This window comes from Sphingobium aromaticiconvertens (assembly GCF_037154075.1).
Classification (GTDB): domain Bacteria; phylum Pseudomonadota; class Alphaproteobacteria; order Sphingomonadales; family Sphingomonadaceae; genus Sphingobium; species Sphingobium aromaticiconvertens.
This window is the reverse complement of the sequence record NZ_JBANRJ010000001.1, coordinates 4,739,077-4,759,602: the sequence shown is the minus strand read 5'-3', so window position 1 is coordinate 4,759,602 and position 20,526 is coordinate 4,739,077. Positions and strand designations below refer to the sequence as shown.

The 20,526-nt window shown below is 63.1% G+C and carries 19 protein-coding genes, 1 tRNA gene and 1 pseudogene; 9 read left to right on the top strand and 12 right to left on the bottom strand.

Going from position 1 to position 20,526, the window contains the following annotated elements; translation table 11 throughout:
- Nucleotides 1-106: 106 nt before the first annotated feature.
- Together recJ and WFR25_RS23085 are read left to right on the top strand one after the other, a co-directional pair.
- Nucleotides 107-1,870 carry a single-stranded-DNA-specific exonuclease RecJ gene (gene recJ, locus WFR25_RS23090; RefSeq protein WP_336974041.1) on the top strand — a complete coding sequence of 588 codons (1,764 nt, stop codon included), beginning with the start codon at nt 107-109 and terminating at the stop codon, nt 1,868-1,870.
- A gap of 95 nt (nt 1,871-1,965) precedes the next feature.
- Nucleotides 1,966-2,040: transfer RNA gene (locus WFR25_RS23085), tRNA-Glu, on the top strand.
- A gap of 45 nt (nt 2,041-2,085) precedes the next feature.
- On the opposite strand, the gene WFR25_RS23080 is transcribed toward WFR25_RS23085, so the two are convergent.
- Nucleotides 2,086-3,684 (bottom strand): ABC-F family ATP-binding cassette domain-containing protein, encoded by a 1,599-nt coding sequence (locus tag WFR25_RS23080; RefSeq protein WP_336974040.1) that lies wholly within the window; start codon nt 3,682-3,684, stop codon nt 2,086-2,088.
- 128 nt (nt 3,685-3,812) lie between these two features.
- Nucleotides 3,813-4,559, bottom strand: coding sequence for a sulfite exporter TauE/SafE family protein (locus WFR25_RS23075; RefSeq protein WP_336974038.1), 747 nt, complete (start codon nt 4,557-4,559; stop codon nt 3,813-3,815).
- A gap of 154 nt (nt 4,560-4,713) precedes the next feature.
- Here WFR25_RS23075 and WFR25_RS23070 point away from each other — a divergent pair, with 154 nt between their 5' ends.
- From WFR25_RS23070 to WFR25_RS23055, 4 genes and pseudogenes are all read left to right on the top strand, one after another.
- Nucleotides 4,714-5,031 carry a hypothetical protein gene (locus WFR25_RS23070; RefSeq protein WP_336974036.1) on the top strand — a complete coding sequence of 106 codons (318 nt, stop codon included), beginning with the start codon at nt 4,714-4,716 and terminating at the stop codon, nt 5,029-5,031.
- 22 nt (nt 5,032-5,053) lie between these two features.
- A complete protein-coding gene (locus tag WFR25_RS23065; protein WP_336974034.1) occupies nt 5,054-5,950 on the top strand; it encodes a pirin family protein in 897 nt (298 codons plus the stop codon).
- Between the two features lie 25 nt (nt 5,951-5,975).
- Nucleotides 5,976-6,358 (top strand): annotated as a pseudogene (locus WFR25_RS23060) (OsmC family protein).
- A gap of 11 nt (nt 6,359-6,369) precedes the next feature.
- On the top strand, nt 6,370-7,617 hold the full coding sequence (locus tag WFR25_RS23055) for a bifunctional alpha/beta hydrolase/OsmC family protein (protein WP_336974031.1): 1,248 nt from the start codon (nt 6,370-6,372) through the stop codon (nt 7,615-7,617).
- Nucleotides 7,618-7,684: 67 nt separating this feature from the next.
- Here the strand turns inward: WFR25_RS23055 and WFR25_RS23050 are convergent, their stop codons facing one another.
- The 6 genes from WFR25_RS23050 to WFR25_RS23025 form a co-directional block, all read right to left on the bottom strand.
- Nucleotides 7,685-8,257, bottom strand: coding sequence for a nitroreductase family protein (locus tag WFR25_RS23050; protein WP_336974029.1), 573 nt, complete (start codon nt 8,255-8,257; stop codon nt 7,685-7,687).
- A 37-nt stretch (nt 8,258-8,294) separates the two neighbouring features.
- Nucleotides 8,295-8,705 carry a DoxX family protein gene (locus WFR25_RS23045; RefSeq protein WP_336974026.1) on the bottom strand — a complete coding sequence of 137 codons (411 nt, stop codon included), beginning with the start codon at nt 8,703-8,705 and terminating at the stop codon, nt 8,295-8,297.
- 175 nt (nt 8,706-8,880) lie between these two features.
- On the bottom strand, nt 8,881-11,361 hold the full coding sequence (locus tag WFR25_RS23040; RefSeq protein ID WP_336974023.1) for a TonB-dependent receptor: 2,481 nt from the start codon (nt 11,359-11,361) through the stop codon (nt 8,881-8,883).
- A gap of 171 nt (nt 11,362-11,532) precedes the next feature.
- Nucleotides 11,533-11,724, bottom strand: a complete 192-nt coding sequence (locus tag WFR25_RS23035; protein WP_336974021.1) for a YezD family protein — start codon at nt 11,722-11,724, stop codon at nt 11,533-11,535.
- Between the two features lie 106 nt (nt 11,725-11,830).
- Entirely contained in the window at nt 11,831-12,499 is a 669-nt protein-coding gene (locus tag WFR25_RS23030) for an RBBP9/YdeN family alpha/beta hydrolase (RefSeq protein WP_336974019.1), read from the bottom strand.
- A 160-nt stretch (nt 12,500-12,659) separates the two neighbouring features.
- A complete protein-coding gene (locus tag WFR25_RS23025; RefSeq protein WP_336974017.1) occupies nt 12,660-13,037 on the bottom strand; it encodes a PRC-barrel domain-containing protein in 378 nt (125 codons plus the stop codon).
- Between the two features lie 83 nt (nt 13,038-13,120).
- On the opposite strand from WFR25_RS23025, the gene WFR25_RS23020 reads away from it, so the two are divergent.
- Nucleotides 13,121-13,552, top strand: coding sequence for an OsmC family protein (locus WFR25_RS23020; protein ID WP_336974015.1), 432 nt, complete (start codon nt 13,121-13,123; stop codon nt 13,550-13,552).
- Here WFR25_RS23020 and WFR25_RS23015 read toward each other — a convergent pair.
- The 4 genes from WFR25_RS23015 to WFR25_RS23000 all read right to left on the bottom strand — a co-directional run bounded on the left by WFR25_RS23015 (nt 13,549) and on the right by WFR25_RS23000 (nt 18,569).
- Entirely contained in the window at nt 13,549-14,412 is an 864-nt protein-coding gene (locus WFR25_RS23015; protein WP_336975012.1) for a DMT family transporter, read from the bottom strand. The genes WFR25_RS23020 and WFR25_RS23015 overlap by 4 nt on opposite strands.
- A 131-nt stretch (nt 14,413-14,543) precedes the next feature.
- A complete protein-coding gene (locus WFR25_RS23010) occupies nt 14,544-15,362 on the bottom strand; it encodes a class I SAM-dependent methyltransferase (RefSeq protein ID WP_336974013.1) in 819 nt (272 codons plus the stop codon).
- 100 nt (nt 15,363-15,462) lie between these two features.
- Nucleotides 15,463-16,995, bottom strand: a complete 1,533-nt coding sequence (locus WFR25_RS23005; RefSeq protein WP_336974011.1) for a TadA family conjugal transfer-associated ATPase — start codon at nt 16,993-16,995, stop codon at nt 15,463-15,465.
- On the bottom strand, nt 16,992-18,569 hold the full coding sequence (locus WFR25_RS23000; RefSeq protein WP_336974009.1) for a 6-pyruvoyl-tetrahydropterin synthase-related protein: 1,578 nt from the start codon (nt 18,567-18,569) through the stop codon (nt 16,992-16,994). The genes WFR25_RS23005 and WFR25_RS23000 overlap by 4 nt, the downstream gene beginning before the upstream one ends.
- Before the next feature lie 198 nt (nt 18,570-18,767).
- Here WFR25_RS23000 and WFR25_RS22995 point away from each other — a divergent pair, with 198 nt between their 5' ends.
- Both WFR25_RS22995 and WFR25_RS22990 read left to right on the top strand, forming a co-directional pair.
- Nucleotides 18,768-19,790: a glycosyltransferase family 2 protein gene (locus tag WFR25_RS22995; RefSeq protein ID WP_336974006.1), complete on the top strand. Its 1,023-nt coding sequence runs from the start codon at nt 18,768-18,770 to the stop codon at nt 19,788-19,790.
- Nucleotides 19,763-20,488 carry a class I SAM-dependent methyltransferase gene (locus WFR25_RS22990; RefSeq protein ID WP_336974004.1) on the top strand — a complete coding sequence of 242 codons (726 nt, stop codon included), beginning with the start codon at nt 19,763-19,765 and terminating at the stop codon, nt 20,486-20,488. The genes WFR25_RS22995 and WFR25_RS22990 overlap by 28 nt, the downstream gene beginning before the upstream one ends.
- Nucleotides 20,489-20,526 lie beyond the last annotated feature (38 nt).

The following is a 20,526-nucleotide window of genomic DNA, read 5'->3' as shown; positions in this document are numbered from 1 at the left end:
CCGTAGCGCATATTGCGTCGCCGGAACGCTCTTTACGCATGAGCGATTGCCCCGGTTCCATCGCATCGCGCTTTCTTATGTCCGATGCAAGCGATAGAGGGGCGGGATGACCGTTGCCCTCAATGTTTCGCATTCCATCATGGGCCAGCCGTGGCGCTGGCGTGGCGAGGGGGCGGACGGGCGTGCGCCGGGCTATCTGCCCGACGATCTGATCACGCAATTGCTGGTGGCGCGTGGGTGTCCGCGCGACGGGGTGGAGATGCACCGCAATCCCACGATCCGCCATTTCATGCCCGATCCCAGCATATTCCGCGACATGGACGCCGCGGCCGAACGGCTGGCCGATGCGGTGCAGCGGGGCGAAGATGTCCGCATCTTTGGCGATTATGACGTCGATGGCGCGACCAGCGCGGCGCTGCTGATCCGGTTGCTCAAGGATCTGGGGCTGGCGGCCCGTCCCTATATCCCCGACCGGCTCATGGAAGGCTATGGCCCGTCGGGTGCGGCGCTGGTGCGGCTGGCGGGGGAGGGCGCGACCTTGATCGTCACCGTCGATTGCGGTGCGCAGGCGTTCGAGGCGCTGGACATGGCGCGCGGCGTGGGTGTCGATGTGGTGGTGGTCGATCACCATAAATGCGCGACCACGCTGCCGCATGCGCTGGCGCTGGTGAACCCCAACCGGCTGGATGAAAGCGAGGAGGGGCAGGGGCACGGGCATCTCGCCGCCGTTGGTGTCGCCTTCCTGCTGGGGGCGGCGCTGGTGCGGACCCTGCGGGCGCGGGGCTGGTTTGCGACGCGGGCGGAACCGCGGCTGATGGAATATCTGGACATCGTCGCACTGGGCACGGTGGCGGACGTGGCGCAGTTACGGGGGCTGAACCGTGCCTTCGTCGCGCAAGGGCTGAAGGTGATGGCGGGGCGGCGCAATGTCGGGCTGGCCGCGTTGATCGACGCCAGCCGCCTGACCCGCGCGCCGCTGTGCCATGATCTGGGCTTTGCGCTGGGGCCGCGTATCAACGCGGGCGGGCGCGTGGGCAAGGCGGATCTGGGCGTGCGGCTGCTGACGACGGAAGATCCGGCCGAAGCCGCGCAGATCGCCGCTGAACTCGATGCCCTGAACGAAGAACGTCGCGCAATCGAGGCCGGGGTGCAGGCCGAGGCGGAGGAACTGCTCGCCGCGCAGGGCAATCGCGCGGTGGCGGTCGTGTCCGGCGCGGGGTGGCATCCCGGCGTCATCGGCATCGTCGCCGGGCGGCTCAAGGAAAAGGCCGGGCGGCCGGCTATCGTCATCGCCTGTGACGAGGCGGGTGTGGGCAAGGGGTCGGGCCGGTCGATTTCGGGCGTGGACCTGGGGGCGGCGGTGCTGGCGGCCAAGGATATGGGCTTGCTGGTCGCGGGCGGCGGCCATGCGATGGCGGCGGGGCTGACGGTCGAGGCGGGCAAGATCGATGCCCTCATCGATTTTCTGGACGAACGACTGTCCGCAGCGGTAGCGCGGGCACGGGACGACCGCGCGTTGCTGATCGATGCGGTATTGGCACCATCGGGCATCAACCCTGATTTCATCGCCGCGATCGAGCAGGGCGGTCCCTATGGCACCGGCTGGCCCGCGCCGCGCATCGCCGCAGGGCCGATGCGCGTCATCAAGGCGGATATCGTCGGCAACGGCCATTTGCGCGCAATCATGGCTGGGGACGATGGCCGATCGATCAAGACGATCGCCTTTCGCCAGGCGCAAAGCGCGCTGGGCGAGGCAATATTGGGCGCGCCGCGCGACAAGCGATTGTGGGTCGCGGGCCGTGCAAAGCTGAACGAATGGGGATCGCGTGCCGAGGCCGAACTGCATCTGGAGGATGCCGCCTGGGCGTGAGCGCAATTTCCTCGAACGAGGGGGTTGACCGCAAAACAGCCAGCCCCTAATGCCGCCTTCGCTTCGCTAGCCCACCGCATCCCGGCGGGCTTCGTGGTCCCATCGTCTAACGGTTAGGACACTGCCCTTTCACGGCAGCGATACGGGTTCGAATCCCGTTGGGATCACCATTTCAGCCAATAGCCGCTGGAATCTGTGAAAACTTCCAACAATATTCAGATATTTGCCTCGCGGATGCGCAAGGCCACCTGGCGGGTGATGCCGATAGCCTCCAGAAACGTCTCGTCATGGCTGACGACCAGCAGCGCGCCGTCATAAGCGCGCAGACCTGCCTCGACCGCGGTGATGGAATCGAGATCGAGATGGTTGGTCGGTTCGTCCAGGATAAGGAGCGGCGGCGGGGTCGTACCGCCCAGCACACAGGCCAGCCCGGCCCGCAGCATTTGCCCGCCGCTGAGTGCGTCCACCCGGCGAAGGGCAGCATCCCCCCGGAAGCGGAAGGCGGCGAGCGCGGCGCGGCAGCCATTCTCATTCATGGAGGGATTGAGGCGGGCAAAATTGTCCGCGATCGACAGCATGGGATCGAGAATCGCGGCGGTCTGGTCCAGCATGGCATGCGCAACGGGATGGCTGATGGTGCCCGCCCAGGGAGTAAGCGTGCCGTCGATCAGGGAGAGCAGGGTAGTCTTGCCCGATCCGTTGGGACCGGTGATGGCGATCCGCTCCGGCCCTTCGACATGCAGGCTGAAGCCTTCCAGTACAGGGGCGTCGGGATCATAACCTGCCGTCACCGCGTCCATCTGCAGGACGGTGCGGTCCGGCGCCAGATGGGTGGGCGGCAGGTGAATATGCATGTCCTCCACTTTTTCGACGCGCGCCCGCGCAGTGGCGGCGCTTGCGTCCGCTGCTGCGCGTAGCCGCTGGGCCAACAGGGCATTGTCGCCGCCCGTGCGTTCCGCGCGTTGCTTGCGCGCGCCGATCAGGATGCGGGGGATGCCGCCCTTCGCGCCCTTGCGCGCACCGGTGGCATCACGGCGCTGCTGGCGCTCGACGGCGATCTGGCTCTTGCGGGCGGTGTCCTTGACCTGCTGCTCAGCCGTGGCGAGATCCTGCTGCGCGGCGGCTTGCTCGATCGCCTTGCGCTCTTTGTAATGCGACCAGTTGCCGCCATAGCGCCGGGCGCCAAGGTTGGACAGTTCGACGATCGCGTCCATTGCCTCCAGCAAGGCGCGGTCATGGCTGACGATGATGGCGCCCGCGCGCCAGTCCGCCAACAGATCGAGCACGGCGGTTCGGCCATCCTTGTCCAGATTGTTCGTCGGTTCATCGAGCAGCAGAAAATCCGGGTCGGCCAGGATGGCGCCCGCGAGCGCGGCACGGGTGCGCTGGCCGCCGGACAGCCGGGCGAGCGGAGTTTCGGGATCGGCGTCGAGGCTCGTTCTGGCAAGCGCCGCTTCGATCCGCATTTCCAGCGTCCAGTCGGCATTGGCCAGCGCGTCGGCGTCTGCGTCGCCCGCTTCGGCACGGCGCAGCAGGGCGAGCTGCTCGGTCACGCCGAACAGGTCGGCGATGGTGGCTTCGGGGGCGATTTGAACGCGCTGTTTGACGGTTGCCATCGTGCCGCTGACCATGATCGCGCCGCGGTGGGGCATCAAATCGCCGGCAATTAGCCGGAGCAAGGTCGTCTTGCCGACGCCGTTGCGACCGACAAGGCCAGCGCGCTCGCGATTGAAGGTGAGGGAGACGCCCGAAAGGACGGCGTCGCCGTCAGGCGTCGACCAGTGGAGATCGGAACAGGTGATGGAAGCGGACATGTGCATGAATTTCCCAGATGGCAAGGCGAAGCGGCAATGCTGTCAGGAAGAAATCCATGATGCAGGTCTCTGTTCGGTTGGAGGAAATAGTCTGATAGCCCCGGCGGCGGGGGCATTCAAGAGTGCGCCTAAAGCGCGTTGGCAATCAGCTTGAGGCCCAGCAGGACCATCAGCACATAGATAAGCGTATAAAAGCGCGCCGGATCGATCCGTCGGACCAGCGCCACACCGGCTAGGGTCGACACCAGCGCGACCGGAACCAACAGCGCCGTGATGGTCAGGTTCGCGGGGGTGAACTGGCCCAGCGCGGCATAGGCGGGCACCTTCATCCAGTTCATCGTTGCAAAGGCGATGGCGGTCGTGCCGACCAGCATGTCGCGGGGCAGGCGACGGGGCAGCACCCACATTTGAAAGGGCGGCGACCCGGCATGGGCAATCTGGCTGGTGAAGCCCGATGCTACGCCGAACAGCGTGCCCACCCACAAAGGCGATGAGGAGGCGACGGGAATTTTCCCGCCACGCTCCATCCACAGCCGTTGCAGGCCGAACAGGACGGAGATGAAGCCAAGGACGCCCAGCACGGTTGTTTCGGGCACGCGGGCGGCAAAGAAGTAAGCAATAACCACGCCCACGGCCATGCCCGGCAGCATGACGGCCAGCACCGTGCCATCCCATGTCCTGCGGAACGCCCAGACCGACACGACATCCTGTACGATCAGGATCGGCAGCAGGATCGCGGCGCCGCGCAGCGGATCGATCGCCAGCGCCATGACCGGCATGGCGAGCGCGCCCAGCCCCGAAAAGCCGCCCTTGGCAAGGCCCGAGATGACGACTGCAATAGTGGCGCAGAGGATGAAGGCGATGTCGACATGCATGGCGGGTCGCTTAGATCAATGGACGCATTTTTGCACCTTTGATGCGCTCTGGCTGTGATCTTTCGATTTTATAGAACAAAAGGTCTTATTTTATCCCTCTGATCCGACAAGTGTGGCCGCGCTATCCATGCATCACGCAGACAGGAGGACCAAGATGCTGAAGATCGCCAAGCCCGCTCTAACCACCGCCGAATGGCAGGAGGTCAGGCAGGCGCTCAACGATATTTCGACCTGTGGTTGCACCGACGCACCGCGCAGCGGGTCGATCCGCGACCGGATTGGCAAGGCGATCGACGCCGTGACCGGACATGAGCGCGTGCCTGTCACGCTGCCGTCGCGGCTGGACGCGGTCCGCCGCTTCACCTGCGAAAGCGGTCGGCTGGGCCGGGTCGCGCAGAACCATGTTCCTACACTCGCCGCGCAGGGATTCAGCCGCGCGCAGATCGACGCCATCGCCCTGCTGGGCGCCTGACATATATTCCGAGGAGAGATTCATGAGCATTCGTTCCAGCGACGTTGAAGGCGTCGACCTTGTCATCCTGCCGCCGGTTCGCGACCTTGGCGATGGCTTTACGGTGCGACGCGCCCTGCCGTCCGCGCACCGCCGGATGGTCGGGCCGTTCATCTTCTTCGACCAGATGGGGCCAGCCGCGTTTGAAGGCGGCGAGGGGCTGGACGTGCGCCCGCACCCGCATATCGGCCTCGCCACCGTCACCTATTTGCTGGAAGGCGAGATATTGCACCGGGATTCGCTGGGATCGAAGCAGGCTATCCGGCCGGGCGAGGTCAACTGGATGACCGCAGGCTCCGGCATCGTCCATAGCGAGCGCACCGATCCGGCGATCCGCGATCAGGGGCAGCGCCTGTTTGGCCTTCAGACCTGGGTTGCATTGCCCAGGGAAGCCGAAGAGGTCGCTCCCGCCTTTGCCCATCACAAGGCGAACGCCATTCCGACGATCGAGGATGACGGCACGCGCCTGACGCTGATCGCCGGACGTTCGGATGGCATCGTGTCGCCGGTCCAGAGTTTTTCCGACATGGTCTATGCCGACATCGTCCTGATGGACGGCGCGCGCTATCAGTTGAAGGCGGAGCATGTCGAACGCGCGCTCTATGTGGTCGAAGGGACGATCGAGGTGGTCGGCCAGACCGGCGGGTTCGCAACCGGCGAACTGGTCGTGTTCAAGCCTGATGCGGAGATTATCGTCCGCGCAAAGGGCGGCGCGCGCCTGATGCTGATGGGGGGTGAACCTCTGGCGGAAAAGCGGCATATCTACTGGAACTTCGTCTCCTCCTCCCCCGATCGGATCGAGCAGGCGAAGGAAGACTGGAAGGCGCAGCGTTTCGCCGCCGTGCCGGAAGAAAGTGACTTCATCCCGCTGCCCGCCTGAACCCATCACAACAGGGAGACATATCATGGCCCATGGAACCGCCCATATCGGCCGCGACCGCTATCGCACGGACATTGAGGTCAGCGGCCACGCACTGGTCGCCGACGAACCGGCCGCGCTGGGTGGCGCGGGCGTTGGTCCCGCACCCTATGACCTGATTCTTGCGGGGCTGGCGCCTGCACCGCGATCACGCTCCGCATGGTTGCCGATCGGAAGGAATGGCCGCTGGAGTCGCTGGACGTCGCGCTGCGGCTGAAAGGGGGCAAGGGCGACCTGAGCATCGAGCGGGTGTTGACCATCAAAGGGCTGGATGCCGAGCAACGGGCGAAGCTGGCCGACATTGCCGAGCGGACACCCGTGACCTTGACGCTCAAGGGCGGTATCCCGATCAACACCACCCTTGCCTGAAAGGATTTCCCATGCCGATGCGCTCGTTCGATTTCACCGGAGCGGAAGGGCGGCGCCTGTCCGGGCGGCTGGAACTGCCGACCGGGCGGCTGCATGGCTGGGCGATCTTTGCCCATTGCTTCACCTGCGGGAAGGATAATGTCGCGGCGGTTCGCATTGCCCGCGCCCTGTCGGGTGCGGGCATCGGCGTGTTGCGGTTCGATTTCGCCGGGCTGGGCGAAAGCGAGGGACCGTTCGCAGAGACGAGCTTCAGCGGCAATGTGCGCGATCTGATTGCGGCGGCGGCGGCGATGGAGGAAGCGGGCATGACGCCGGGCCTGCTGGTCGGGCACAGTCTGGGCGGCGCGGCGGTGCTGGCGGCGGCGGGCGACCTGCCGTCGGTCAAGGCGGTGGCGACGCTGGCCGCGCCCTTCGACGTGACGAATGTGCTGCGTCAGTTCGAACCCCATGCGCTGGAAGCGATCGCGGCGCAGGGAGAGGCGGATGTGCGGCTGGCCGGGCGGCCCTTCCGCGTGGGGCAAGGCTTTATCGACGATTTGCGCCGACATGATCAGGGCGCGCGGATCGGAGCGCTGCACCGGCCATTGCTGATCGTGCACGGGCCATTGGACGATACGGTCGGGATCGATCAATCGACCAAAATCTTTCTGGCGGCGCGGCATCCCAAGAGTTTCGTGTCGCTCGACCATGCCGACCATCTTCTCTCACGCAAGGCGGACGCGGATTTCGCCGCGTCGGTGATCGCCGCCTGGGCGATACGCTATCTGCCCGAACTGGCCGAGCAGCCCGTCCTGCCCACCGATGCGGAAGCGGAGGAGACGGGCGCGGGCAAATTCCAGCTCACGATCCGCGCGGGTGGCGCGACCTTCCCGGCGGACGAGCCGGTGAGCGTCGGCGGGCTGGGCAGCGGACCATCGCCCTATGATCTTCTGTCGTCGGCGCTGGCCGCCTGCACGACGATGACCCTGCGTCTCTATGCCGATGGCAAGGGGTGGCCGGTCACGCGCATCCGCACCTCGGTCGGCCATCAGCGCGATAGGGGGCAGACGCCTGCCGACCTGTTCACCCGGCGGATCGCGATCGACGGAGAGGTCGACGCCGAGCAGCGCGCACGGATGCTGGAGATTGCGGATAATTGCCCGGTCCATCGCACGCTGGAGCGCGGTGCGCGTTTCGACACCGTATTGGGCGAGCCGCCCGCCATGGCTGAACCGGCAGAGGCGCATGCACAGGCGATGGAGCGGGTCGCCAAGGGCTGACACAAAAAGACCTCCGACATTGCTGCCGGAGGTCTTGTCTGGATGGTCGTTCGATCAGGCTGGGCGATCAGGCCGGGAAATTGCCTGCGAAGGCAAGGTCGGACAGCGGCTTGCGGTCGCTCTGGACCTCACGCTCGCGCAGCGCGTCTGGCAGGGTGGCAGGATCGCCCAGTCGCCCGATCGCGACGCCCGCTTCGACCCGGAAACCATCTGGAACGCCCAGTTCGGCGGGCACGCGATCAAAGGCGATGCCGGTCATGCCATGGGTATGATAGCCCAGGATCGAGGCCTGAAGACCAAGTTGCCCCCAGGCCGCACCCGCGTCGAAACTATGGCTGTGCGAAGGTTTTTCGGGCGATCCTGTCGTTGTTTCCGACACGATGAACAGCAACGCCGAGGCTTTTTCCGCCCATGTCTGGTTGAAGGGGACCAGTAGGTCCAGAAAGCGCGCGAAATCGGGCGTGTCGCGATGCGCATAAAGGAAGCGCCAGGGTTGATAGTTGAAGGCCGATGGCGCCCAGCGTCCTGCGTCGAGGATCGTCAGCAGGTCGTCCTGCGGGATGGCCGATCCGTCAAAGGCGCGTGGCGACCAGCGTTCAAGGAAAAGGGGCGCGACGGCGGTGTCGGAGGAGCGGGTCATCGTTTGTCAGTCTCCAGTTATGTGGGAAATTTCTGTTTCAGCGGCGCGCGTCGAGGCTGAGGCGCCCGGCGCCAAAGGCAACGACCTGCGCCAGCCCGCCAGCCATCGCGATATTCTTGAAGAAGTGGATGAACTGGTTCTGGTCCGCAAGCGCATTGTGGAAGGCAAGGGCCGTGGCGATCGAGAAAAGCGCCAGGATGGCCGCGACGATCCGCGTGCGATAGCCCAGGATCAGGGCGATACCGCCGCCGACTTCCACAGCGATCGCACCGGCAAGCGCAAGGGTGGGGAAAGGCAGGCCGACCGAACTGATATAGGCGATCATGGCGGCCGGGGCGGTGATCTTCGAAATGCCGCTCAGGAGGAAAATGGCGGAAAGGCCGACACGGCCGACAAGGGCGAGGCTATCGGTCGAGCGGGTAACATGGGCAGTGGTGGTCATCATCATATCCTTTGCTTGGGGCGACCACCTTTGGCGGCGCTGACAAACAGACAGATGCTCCCGATCCTTCCTGCAAAACAGCCGAATAAAATCGTTCGGATTGTTCGAATATCTGGAAAAGGCTTCCCGCAGGACCGGATGGATGGGGGTGAGCGTCTCCACCATCCGGTCCCGCGAGAATTCAGAAATTGGCCTTTATCGTCAGGCCGTAGGTGCGTGGGTCGCCCGGCTGTCCCGCGATCAGACCCGTGTTGCTGGGCGTAGTGGCCAGCAATTCCATATAATCCTTGTCAAAGATATTGCGGACCCAACCATAGACGTTGAGACCATCTCCGTTGCGGAACCCCAGGCGGAGGTTGTTGAGCGTATAGCCCTTGATATCCATATAGGTTGAGCGCGAGGCATTGGACGAGAATTTCGAACGATAGTTGCCGTCCCAGCCGATATAGAATTGGCCGTCGCCACCCAGCACTTGCGTGGGCACGTTGAATTCCACGCCGTAGGATAGCGCCCATTTGGAAATGCCCGGGAGCCACTGGCCGGAAATGTCGCACACAGCCGGACTGTAGGATGGCGACCCGGGAACGCCAGGACGACCGGCCGCGCTTTCGGGATTGGCGGCGGTGGCGGCGCTGCCGCCGGCACGTTCCTGTGGGCAGGGTGCGTTGGTGAACTTGCGATAGGTCGCGTCGGTGTAGGCGCCGCTATAGTAGAGGCTGACGCGTTCCGACGGGCGGGCGCTGAATTCCCATTCGATGCCGCGGGTCCGCACCTTGTCGGCATTGGCGAGATAGCCGCGCAGAGTGCTGTTCTGGCCATCGTTTACCAGTGCCTGATAATCGCTGATTTCGGTCCAGAAGCCGGTGAGGTTGAAGGTGGCTTTCCGATCCCAAAACTGCGTCTTGAGACCCAGTTCGAAATGATTGACCTTTTCCGGGTCTACCTGAGCCACGCTGGTCTGCGGCACGCCAGCGCTATCGAGCGGAACGCCGTTAAGATTAAGGCCGCCCGACTTGAAGCCGCGCGAATAGGTCGCGTAGCCCATGACCGCATCCGTGAAATGGTAGGAGGCGGTGATGTCGTAGGACAGGTTCCAGTCGCTGAACGTTTCATCGAAGAATTGCGGCGCCAGCACGCTGCGCTGGGCGCGAGCGCGCAGGCTGGTGTCGGCGAAGGTCAGGATCTGGCCAGCGGGGGTGGTCACGACCGAATTATAGCTGCCTCTCTTCTTGTCATAGTTCACGCGGAAGCCCGGCTGGATATTCAGCTTGTCGTTGACGTGCCAGATGACCTGGCCAAACAGCGCTGCGCTGGAGTTTTTGAGGCGGATGTCGTTATTGGCGGTCAGGCCGTTCAGCACGGTAGGGTCCGACGCCAGTGAATTGTACGTGGAGTCGCCGGTGAAGAACCAGCGGCTCGCGTCTGGCCCCTGTACCTGCTGGCCGGTGGTGTGGATCGTCTGATGGAAACCGAAGGCGCCGACGACGAAGTCGAAGGTTTCGCCGCTCTGCGCATAGCGCAGTTCCTGCGTCCACTGCTTCTGCTGCGTCGGGTTCTGCGAAATGGTGGTCAGGGCAAGGCCTGTAAAGTCGCGGTCGTTGGACGGCTGCCAATCCCAATAGCGGTAGGCGGTTACGGACGTTAGCTGGCCCGCGCCCAGATCCCATTCGGCGCGCAGCGATGCGCCGCCCTGTTCGTTGCGCGCCTTGAGCTGGGCATCGACGTCGGTCACGCGGTCATAGGGATTGGTGCTGGGCACGGCATAGGTGCCCGGTCCGTTGGGATTGGGGAACAGTGCGGTCAGTGCCGGATATTGGCGGCCGATCGGGCGCTGCGTCGGTCCATAGCCAGCATAGATTTGCGCGCAGCAAATGGGGTTCTGAAGATTATAGTCACCCGACAGGGTCAGGTTGAGCGTGTCGGTCGCTTTCCACAGAAGCGAGCCGCGCAGACCCAGGAAATCCTGGCTGTTCACATGCTGGTTGCTGGCGACATTGTAAATCGTGCCCTGGCGGTCGGTAAAGCTGGCGCCGATCCGCACGGCGAGGGTGTCGGTGATCGGGCCGGAGACGGTCGCCTTGGCCTGCTTGAAATTGAAGTTGCCCACGGAAATTTCCGCTTTGCCTTCATAGCTGAAGCTGGGCGCGCGGGTGGTGATGTTGATCGCGCCCGCGGTCGTGTTCTTGCCGTACAGCGTGCCCTGCGGGCCGCGCAATACTTCTATCTGTTCGATGTCGACGAAGTCGAGCGCAGCGGCAGCGACGCGGTTGTAGAAGACCTGGTCGACATAGATGCCCACGCCCTGCTCGATGCCGTCATTGGTGAGGCCCATCGGCACGCCCAGTCCGCGGATGTTGAGCGAGCTGTTGCGCGGGTTGGTCGAGAAGAATTGCAGCGAGGGCTGAAGCTGTTGCAGGCGGTTGATATTGTAGCTGCCCGTCTGTTCGATCGTCTGGGCATTGAGCACGGTGACGGCGATCGGCACATCCTGCAACTCTTCCGCGCGCCGGCGGGCGGTGACGACGATCCCGCCAGCAATAGCGTCAGCGTCGGCTTCTGCCAGGCTTGGGTCAACAGATGGTGCCTGGTCCTGCGCATAAGCGGCAGGCACGACTAGAGAAGCGCTCGCCACGCTGGCGAGCAACAGGAAACGCGCGATCATAATCTTTCCCCTCGTTCCGGATGTCCGGTGGTGTTGTCAGTCGCGACGTCTCCGGTGGTCCGGTCGAAGTCGATAGTTGGATGGCTCATGTCAGGGCAGCCCATCCTGCCGCCCGCTATGTCCGCCCCGTGGCCGGGAGGGACGGTGAACCTGAAGCTGCGGGGCGAGTCGTCAGGCGCCCAGCCTGGTCTTCTCGGTCACATCGATCTGCACGACGCGGGCGTCGTGAACGGTCAGCGTGATCGAACCGAAACGCAGCGATTCAAGAACGGACCGAACCTTGTCGACGCTGGTGACGATGTCCTTGCGTTCGCCCTCGGGCCGGTCGTGACGAATATAGTCCAGTGGTTGGTTGTTGGTCATGGGTACCTCTTGGCGACTCTTTTATCTCAACTCTATTGATAGACAAAGAAGCAAAAGAATGGGGCGTACAAGTTTGTCTTGCACGCCCCGGGGGTGAGCCTGGGGATCAGGGACGCGCACCCGATGCTGCTGGGCGGCGATCATGGTGTGGCGTGGGCATGGATGGGCGCATCTGTCGGACGGCCTGAACCTGTCCTTCGGCCCGATCGACCAACTGGTCGAGCAGCGCTTGGCCAAAGCCCCATTCGGCAAGGCCCGATTCGGCATTGATATGCCCGCTATGGCCTGCATCGACAAAGCTGCTGCCCCAGTTCTTGCCGATCGAATGGGCGCGCTCGAAGAAAATATAAGGATCGTTGCGGCTGGCGACGAGGATCGTGGGAAAGGGCAGGGGTGTGCGGGGAACAGGGCCGAAGCCGCCGATCGTTTCGGGTGTTTCCATCCGGTCGCAATCGGGCGGCGCCACCAGCAGCGCGCCGGTGACGGGCCAGCCATAGGCCTGGCTCTGCAGGGCGCCCCACCAGGCGACCGCCAGGCAGCCCAGACTGTGGGCCGCCAGAATGATCGGACCGTTCACTTCGCGGATCGCGGCGTCCAGCCGATTGACCCAGGCGTTGCGATTGGGGCTGGCCCAACTGCCCAGATCGACGCGCTGGCAATCGCCGCGCTGCTCTTCCCAAAGGGTTTGCCAATGACCGGGACCGCTGTTGTTGAGGCCGGGAATGGTCAGGACGACGGGCTGGCGGGCGTCGCCTGAAAGTCCGAATCGGTTCATGGTCTGTCCTCATCCTTGTCTGCCTCTCACGATAATTCTATTTATCTGGTAGACAATAGGCTGGCGACAAAATGTGTCGAAATCTAGGCAGTCGGAGGAGGCCGCAGAAAAGGAGCGGTCGCGCCTACTCCTTATGAGAAATGCGCGACCGAAAAACGGCTCACCAGGGGTAGGTCAGGCCATAATAATCATAGACACTTCGGCCATAAGGTTCGTCATAGACTGGGCGTGCCTCGGCGTCGTGACGCGGCGCATCGTCGAGCACTTCCTTGTCCAGTTCCACCACATAGCCGCCCTGATCCTTGTCATAATCCAGCATCGACCAGGGCAGGGGATAATGGTCGTTGCCAATCCCCAGAAACCCGCCGAAGGACAATATGGCGTAGCGGACCTGTCCGCTCTGCTTGTCGACCATGAAGTTCGATATCCGGCCCAGTTTCTCACCCTTGCGGTTGTAAACGATCGTGCCTTCCACCCGGTCGGATGCGATCAGGTCGCTACGGGCAAGGCTCTCGACGTCGATCGGGTCATCGGTCATTGTCGTTCTCCTGTCTTGATGATTTCATATAGTCTGCAACCATGAACGGGGTGCGTGGTTCCGCATTTGAAGGAGAACGGGCGATGAAGATCAATCATAGTGGATCAGCGGTGTGGAGCGGCGGTCTGAAAGACGGCAAGGGCGCGATTTCTACCCAGAGCGGCGCGCTGAATGCACATCCTTATGGTTTTGCGATGCGGTTCGAGGGCGTGCCGGGCACCAACCCGGAGGAACTGATCGGCGCGGCCCATGCCGGCTGCTTCACCATGGCGCTGTCGATGATATTGGGCGAAGCGGGCCTGACGGCGGACAGGATGGACACGACCGCTGTCGTCACGTTGGAAAGCCAGGATGGCGGTTTTGCCATCACGGCGATCAAGCTGACGCTGAAGGCCGCGATCCCCGGCACGGACGATGCGGCGTTTCAGGAACTGGCGGCCAAGGCGAAGGCCAATTGCCCGGTGTCCAAGCTGTTCAATGCGCAGATCAGTCTGGACGCTGAACTGCTTTCCTAAACGGGTTTGCGCCTGGCGCGGACATGTTCGCGCCAGGCGATATAAAGGCCGCTGCCAATAATCAACGCAGCCCCTATCCAGGTGGTGGCGATCGGCAGGTCGTTCCAGATGAACCAGCCGATCAATGTTGCCCAGAGAATCGCGCTGTAATCCATCGGCAAGACGACCGACACGGGCGCCCAGCGTAGCGCTCCGGTCAGGCATAGCTGTGCTGCACCGCCGATCAGCCCCATGAAGATCAGCATGCCCCATGTGACGGGATCATGGGCCTGGCCGAAGAATGGCATGGCGATGGCGAGCGGCGGCAGCGATAGCAAGGTGAACCAGAAGACGACGACGCCTGGACGCTCTGTTCGACCTAGCTCACGCAGGACGATGGAGACGCAGGCGGTCAGTATTGCAGCGGAAAGCGCCACAGCGACGCCCAGAGGCGGAAAGTGGCCGGCATCGGGACGGACCATTACCAGCACGCCGGCAAAACCCAGCAGCACCGCCGTCCACCGATGCCATCCCGTCACCTCGCGCAGCAACAGTGCGGACAGGATGGTGCCAAAGATTGGCATGGTAAAACCGATCGTCGTCGCCTCCGTCAGCGGCAGCAGGATGTAGGAACCGAAATTAAGCGAGAGGCCGATTATCCCCAGCGCGGCGCGGCTGGCGTGGACACCGATTCGGTTGGTACGGACCGCGCCCGCGCCATCGACCAGCGCGATCCACAGAAAGACCAGCGGCAGGGCAATGACCTGACGGTAGAAAAGCGATTCGATCAGATGCACGCCGCGTTCGCTGGCAACCTTGGCCGTCGCGAACATCGCGGAAAGAAACAACACCGCCAGCAGACGCAGGCCGATTGCCAGCAGAGGGCGCTCTTCGCGTGGCGGGGGAGCGGGAGCGGTCGGCAGACCGGTCGCGGTTATGGTCGAGGGAGCATCCACTCCCGCGCTTTAACCCGGTTGCACAGCCGCGCAACCGGGTTGGGGTGAGAAAGGGCTTATTTGAGCGGCTTGCGGAACTTCAGCGTCATGCGGTCGCTCTCACCAATCGCCAGGTATTTGGCCTTGTCGACTTCGCCATTGCGGAGCACCGGGGGAAGGGTCCAGACGCCCTTTTCCCAATTGGCCGTATCCTTCGGATTGGCGTTCACTTCCGACGCGCCGACATATTGGAAGCCAGCCGCCTCAGCCAAACGGCGGACGGTCGAGACTTTCAGATAGCCGCTCGACTTTTCCTGTGCGGCGTCGCGATCTTCGGGCAGGCGATGGTCGACGATGCCCAGCGTGCCGCCGGGCTTCAGCACATCGTAGAAGGCCTTGAAGGTCGCGGCTTCCGTCCCGCCCATCACCATATTATGAACGTTGCGGAAGGTGAGCAGCGTATCGACGCTACCGGCGGGCACAGCGGCAAGCGGGGCGGCCCAGGGCACCAGCTTGACCTTGCCATAGGTGGCGGGATCGGCGTCGAGTTTCGCCTTGAGCCTGTCGAAGCCCGCGCCAGCGCCCTGCGCGGCGTAGAAGGTGCCCTTGTCCTTGAGCAGCGGCGCCAGGATTTCGGTATACCAGCCGCCAGCGGGGGAATATTCCACCACCGTCTGGCTTGGCGTCACGCCGAAGAATTTGAGCGTTTCGGCAGGGTGGCGATACTTGTCGCGTGCCACATTCTCGGGGGTGCGGGTGGGGGCCATGAGCGCCGCGCCGATGGGATCGGCTTGCATATGCGCGGCGTGATCGCTGTGCCCTGCCTGTTGCGCGGCCAGTGGCAGGATGGGGAGGGCGGCGGCAAGAAGCAGGCCGGTGAGGGCGAGGCGGTTCATCAGGCGAATCCTCTCTTTGACAGATGCCCGGAACCTGACGCCCGTACAGACGGGATGCAAGGGGGCGCGGAGACAAAAAGCCTTGCGCCCTATTAGTTTCCTACAGGCACGCCTCAAGGAAGGGCTGATCGAAGCCGAACATCCGCGCCTTGTCGAGCGTATAGGGGCGCAGGCCCATCGAGCGATATTCGCCGATGATCTTTCCGCTGTCATCCTCGTCATGATATTCGAACTTGAACAGTTCCTGGGTGACGATGACGTCGCCTTCCATGCCGATCACCTCGGTCACATTGGTGATGCGGCGCGACCCGTCGCGCAGGCGCTTCACCTGGATGATGAGGTCGACCGAATCGGCGATCTGTTTGGAAATCGCCTCCTTGGGGATCTTGATGTCGCCCATCAGGATCATGTTTTCCATACGGCCCAGGCACTCGCGAGGCGAGTTGGCGTGGAGCGTACACATGGAGCCGTCATGGCCGGTGTTCATGGCCGCGAGCAGATCGAAACATTCCGCGCCACGAATTTCGCCCAGAATGATGCGATCAGGCCGCATACGCAGGGCGTTTTTGACGAGATCGCCAATGGTGATCGCGCCCTGCCCCTCCAGGTTCGGGGGGCGGGTTTCCAGCGGCAGCCAGTGCGGCTGTTGCAGGCGCAGTTCGGCCGCATCCTCGATCGTCAGCACGCGCTCGCCCGGATCAATCATTTTCGACAGGGCGTTGAGCATCGTCGTCTTGCCCGAACCGGTTCCGCCCGAGATGACGACGTTGAAACGGCAGGCCCCCGCGATCTTGAGCGCGGTTGCCATCTTCGGCGACATTGCGCCCCATTGGGCGAGCATGTCGATGGTGATCGGCTTGGCCGAGAATTTACGGATCGAGATGGCCGTGCCTTTAAGGCTGAGCGGCGGCACGATCACGTTGACACGGGAGCCGTCGGGCAGGCGGGCGTCGGCCAGCGGCGTCGTCTGGTCGACGCGACGGCCGACCTTGTTGACGATCCGCTGCGCGATCTGGAACAGATGCTCCTCATCGCGAAACTTGATCGGCGCGATGATCAGCTTGCCCTTTTTTTCGATATAGGTCTGATCCGGGCCGTTGACCATGATGTCGGTAATGTCCGGGTCGGACAGCAATTCTTCGAGCGGACCAAGGCCCAGAAGCTCGTCCACCAGCACCTTTTCCAGCGCGAACTGTTCGCGGCGGTTGAGGGTCAGCTTCAGTTCGGCCAGCACCTCCATGATGATCGGGCGAAATTCCTCGGCCAGTTCATCCTTGGTAAGGGTCGAAGCCGCTTCGGGATCGACGCGCTCCAGCAGGCGGGGGAGTACCTGCTCCTTGATCTTGTGGACCGATGCCTCGAAGCCTTGCGGCCCAGCGTCCGGCATATGTTCGGCATTGGCGCGATCCGACAGGCGCGACATGGCATCAGCGTTGCGCTGCTGTGCGCTGGAGGGCGCGGTCAGCGGGTCTGCCTGCGATTCGCCGGGCAGGGCCGCCAGATCAAGCGGCGGGAACTGGTCGCCGCCGCGTGGTTCCTCCTTGGGGGAGGGGCCGCCGCCGTGCATAGGCCGGGCAACGCCAAAGCCGGACTTGATGCCGGCGGGTCCATTTTTCCGTCCAAATGCGCTCATTGTGCTCCGCCGCTACGTTTCAGGCGACCCAGCCAGAGAAAGCCGGGCCAACCAGATATGGCTGAAAAGGGTGAATAGGCTGGAAACTTTGATAAAAGGCTAATGCGGCCCCTTTGCGCGCCAAAGGCCACCCAAAGAAGCAGGATCACGGAGAGGGCCGTAAGGATCATGCCGACAATCTCCTGCCAGACCAATATGCGTTCTATCCGGTAGCGACCGGGTTCGGCATGGAAGTGGATGATGGGGCCTTTATGGGGAACCTCGACGCCATCGCGTGTCACCCTCCAGATGGGGAAGGCCGCATGGCGCATCATGACGTCGCCGGAATGCTTCACGTTGATCTCTTTGCCCGGCGGGATGCGCCGCCATGCGCGTAGGTCGGCCTTGCGGTCGATCTCGCGCACCAGTCGGGTGTCGAAGCCTGCCGGCAGATATTCCGGCGCATCGGGAAGCTCTCTCGCCAACATTGCATAGTCGACCGGTTTGACGAGGTAATCCGCGGATTCGAGTATCCACATATAATAGACGAAGAAGATGAGACCACAACCAAGCCCGAGCACGATCGGCCCAGTCTTGCGGGACAACAGGGCCGTGATGCTTGCAAATTCCAGTATCCCCAGCAGTCGCCAAGGGAATTGCGCCCTGTTGAGCGGCGCGATGTCCCACATATAGGGGATAAGGCCGAGCGCTGAAACGCCGACAAGCACGGCGATGGCGGTCCAGATTGAACGCGAGGGCAGCGCGAGCACGACGAGTCCTGCGGCGAGCGCGGGGATCGGAAGTATTTTCAACAGCGAGTTTGGCGCGAGCAGCGACCAGGACGAGGGGCGATAGAATGCCTCCCAGAGCAGTGCGGACGAGATGTCCCCCTGCATCGTCAGTGCGGGAATGAGGTAGAAGGAAGCAAGACCGATTGCGAGTGCGCCACCGATTAGCAGTGGGAGCAGCGTAGTGCGATCCTTTGCGACCCGGTGCAGGGCCAGCGGGGCGATCAGGAACAGGCCGGTCAGCATGGCAACGGGTAGATGGGTGAGGATGAGACCACCATAGGAGAGTCCCAGCAGCCATATCCCCCGCCGCTGCGGTATCCGCGCAATGGCGAGCGCGATCAGGGGCAGCCAGATGAAGGCGGTGAATTCCGCAAGCGCACCCCGGACGTAGAAATCCATGAGGTGATAGGGGGCCGCCATGTAGAGAATCGCGCCGAGCCGGGGCCATGTCCCGCGTTCCGCCAGCCATTGGTACATGGCCAGACCCGACAATGTCAGCACCAGGAATGCGGTGATGTTGATGGCGGCGAAGGTCGAAAAACCGATCGCGTCGAATGCCCCCGCGATCCAGTAGGCGAGCGGTGGATAAAAATAGAAGGTGGGGCTGCCCAGCCCCTCGAAACTGCCGGGTAGCCACCGCGGGTAGAAGTTGCCATGCGCCATTTCCGTACCGAACTGGCTGGTCCAGATATAATTATACGCAACCGAGTGGGAGTCTCCGGGGCCGAAAAGAAATGTGGGCATCATGATGATGGCCGCCACGATCGCGAACAGGCCGAGCCGTCGAAGCAATATGCTGTCCATCGAGATTCCCATTAACTACGCCGCCCATGGTCAGGCTCGTCGAAACAGAGGCCTAGATTTCAAAAAATGGTGAACGAAGAATAAATGACGTCGCACGTGTGGCTTTGCGGGTGCTGGTGACGAATCGTTAACCATTTTCGGGCGATAGCGATGGGAACAGGCGGGTGGGCATCATCCCTTCCGCGCAGGCTGGCTGATATGCATAAGGCACCGTCGCTTTCGATCATCATTCCTGTGTTCAACGAGCAGGACAGTATCTCGCTGTTTCTGGAAGCGGCCCGGCCACAGGTGGATCGCGCGCTCGCGTTGATCGGGGCGGGAAGCCATGCCGAATATCTGTTCGTTGATGACGGCAGCACGGACCAGACCGGCGCTGTTCTGTCTATTCTTTCGCGGCTGAATGCCGATGTCCGGCATATTTCCCTGTCGCGTAATTTCGGCAAGGAAGCGGCGCTGGCGGCGGGGCTGGACCATGCGGCCGGTGACGCGGTGATTCCCATCGACGTTGATTTACAGGATCCGCCGGATGTGATCGTCGACATGGTGCGCGGCTGGCTGGCGGGCGCGCAGGTCGTGAATGCACGGCGGGCGGATCGTTCCAGCGACGGCTGGTTCAAGCGGACGAGCGCGGCGCTCTTCTATCGCACGATCAACAGCATGTCGGATTTTCCGATCGCGGAGAATGTGGGCGATTTTCGGTTGCTCGACCGGCAGGCGGTTGAAGCGATCAAACAGTTGGGCGAGCAGTCGCGCTTCACCAAAGGGCTGTTTTCCTGGATCGGCTTTCGTGTCGCGACGGTGGATTATGAACGCGTGTCGCGCCGTATCGGTGTCACCAAATGGCGCTGGCGTAAATTATGGTCGCTGGCCATCGACGGCATCACGGCATCGACCACCATGCCGCTGCGCATCTGGTCCTATATTGGCGGCGCGATTGCCATGTTGGCCTTTGCCTATGCGGCCTTCCTGGTCGGGCATACGCTGGTCACGGGGATCGACACGCCCGGCTATGCCTCCATCATGGTCGCGGTGCTGATGCTGGGTGGCCTGAACCTGATGAGTCTGGGCATTATCGGCGAATATCTGGGCCGGGTGGCCCGCGAAGTACGTAACCGGCCGCTCTATGTCGTGGCAAGTGAGCAGGGTGGCGAAGCGCCGCCTCCCGTCCCCGTGAGAACCGAAGAGGAGACCGCATGGACCGCGCAGCCTATGCGAGCATGAACGCTCAGGAGGGCGAGCATTGGTGGTTCGTCGCCCGTCGTGCCATCATCGACAGCCTGATCGCCGCGCATATCCCGTTGGGGCCGGATGCCCGCATATTGGAGGCGGGTTGCGGCACGGGCGGCAATCTGGCCTTGCTGGCGCATCACGGAACGCTCGACGCGCTGGAATATGATGCCGATGCCCGCGCTCTCGCCACGGCGCGCGGGATCGGACGGATCGAGGCGGGGGCACTGCCGGGCGCGATCGGCTTTGGCGAGACGCGCTATGACATGATCGCGCTGCTCGACGTGCTGGAGCATGTGGATGAGGATGTGGCGTCGCTGGGCGCGCTGGGCGAACGACTGGCGGCTGGCGGGCGTATGCTGGTGACGGTGCCCGCTGTGCCATGGTTGTGGTCCGATCATGACGTGCTGCATCATCATAAGCGCCGCTATACGCAGGACGGGCTGAGCGCGGTTGCGCGAAACGCAGGCCTGACCGTACAGGCATCGGGCTATTTCAACAGCCTGTTATTCCCGCTGGCGATGGCGCAGCGGATGGCGCACCAGTTGCTGCGCCGGGCCGCGCCGCTTGATGCGCGGCCATCGCCGACGGTCAATGCCGCGCTCCAGCGGGTGTTCGCAGCGGAGCGGCATATGCTGGGCCGGGTGAACTTTCCCATCGGGCTGTCGCTCTATGCTGTGCTTTCGGACTAAGCAACTGGGTCGATAGCGTCGGCTCGATTGCTTTAGCC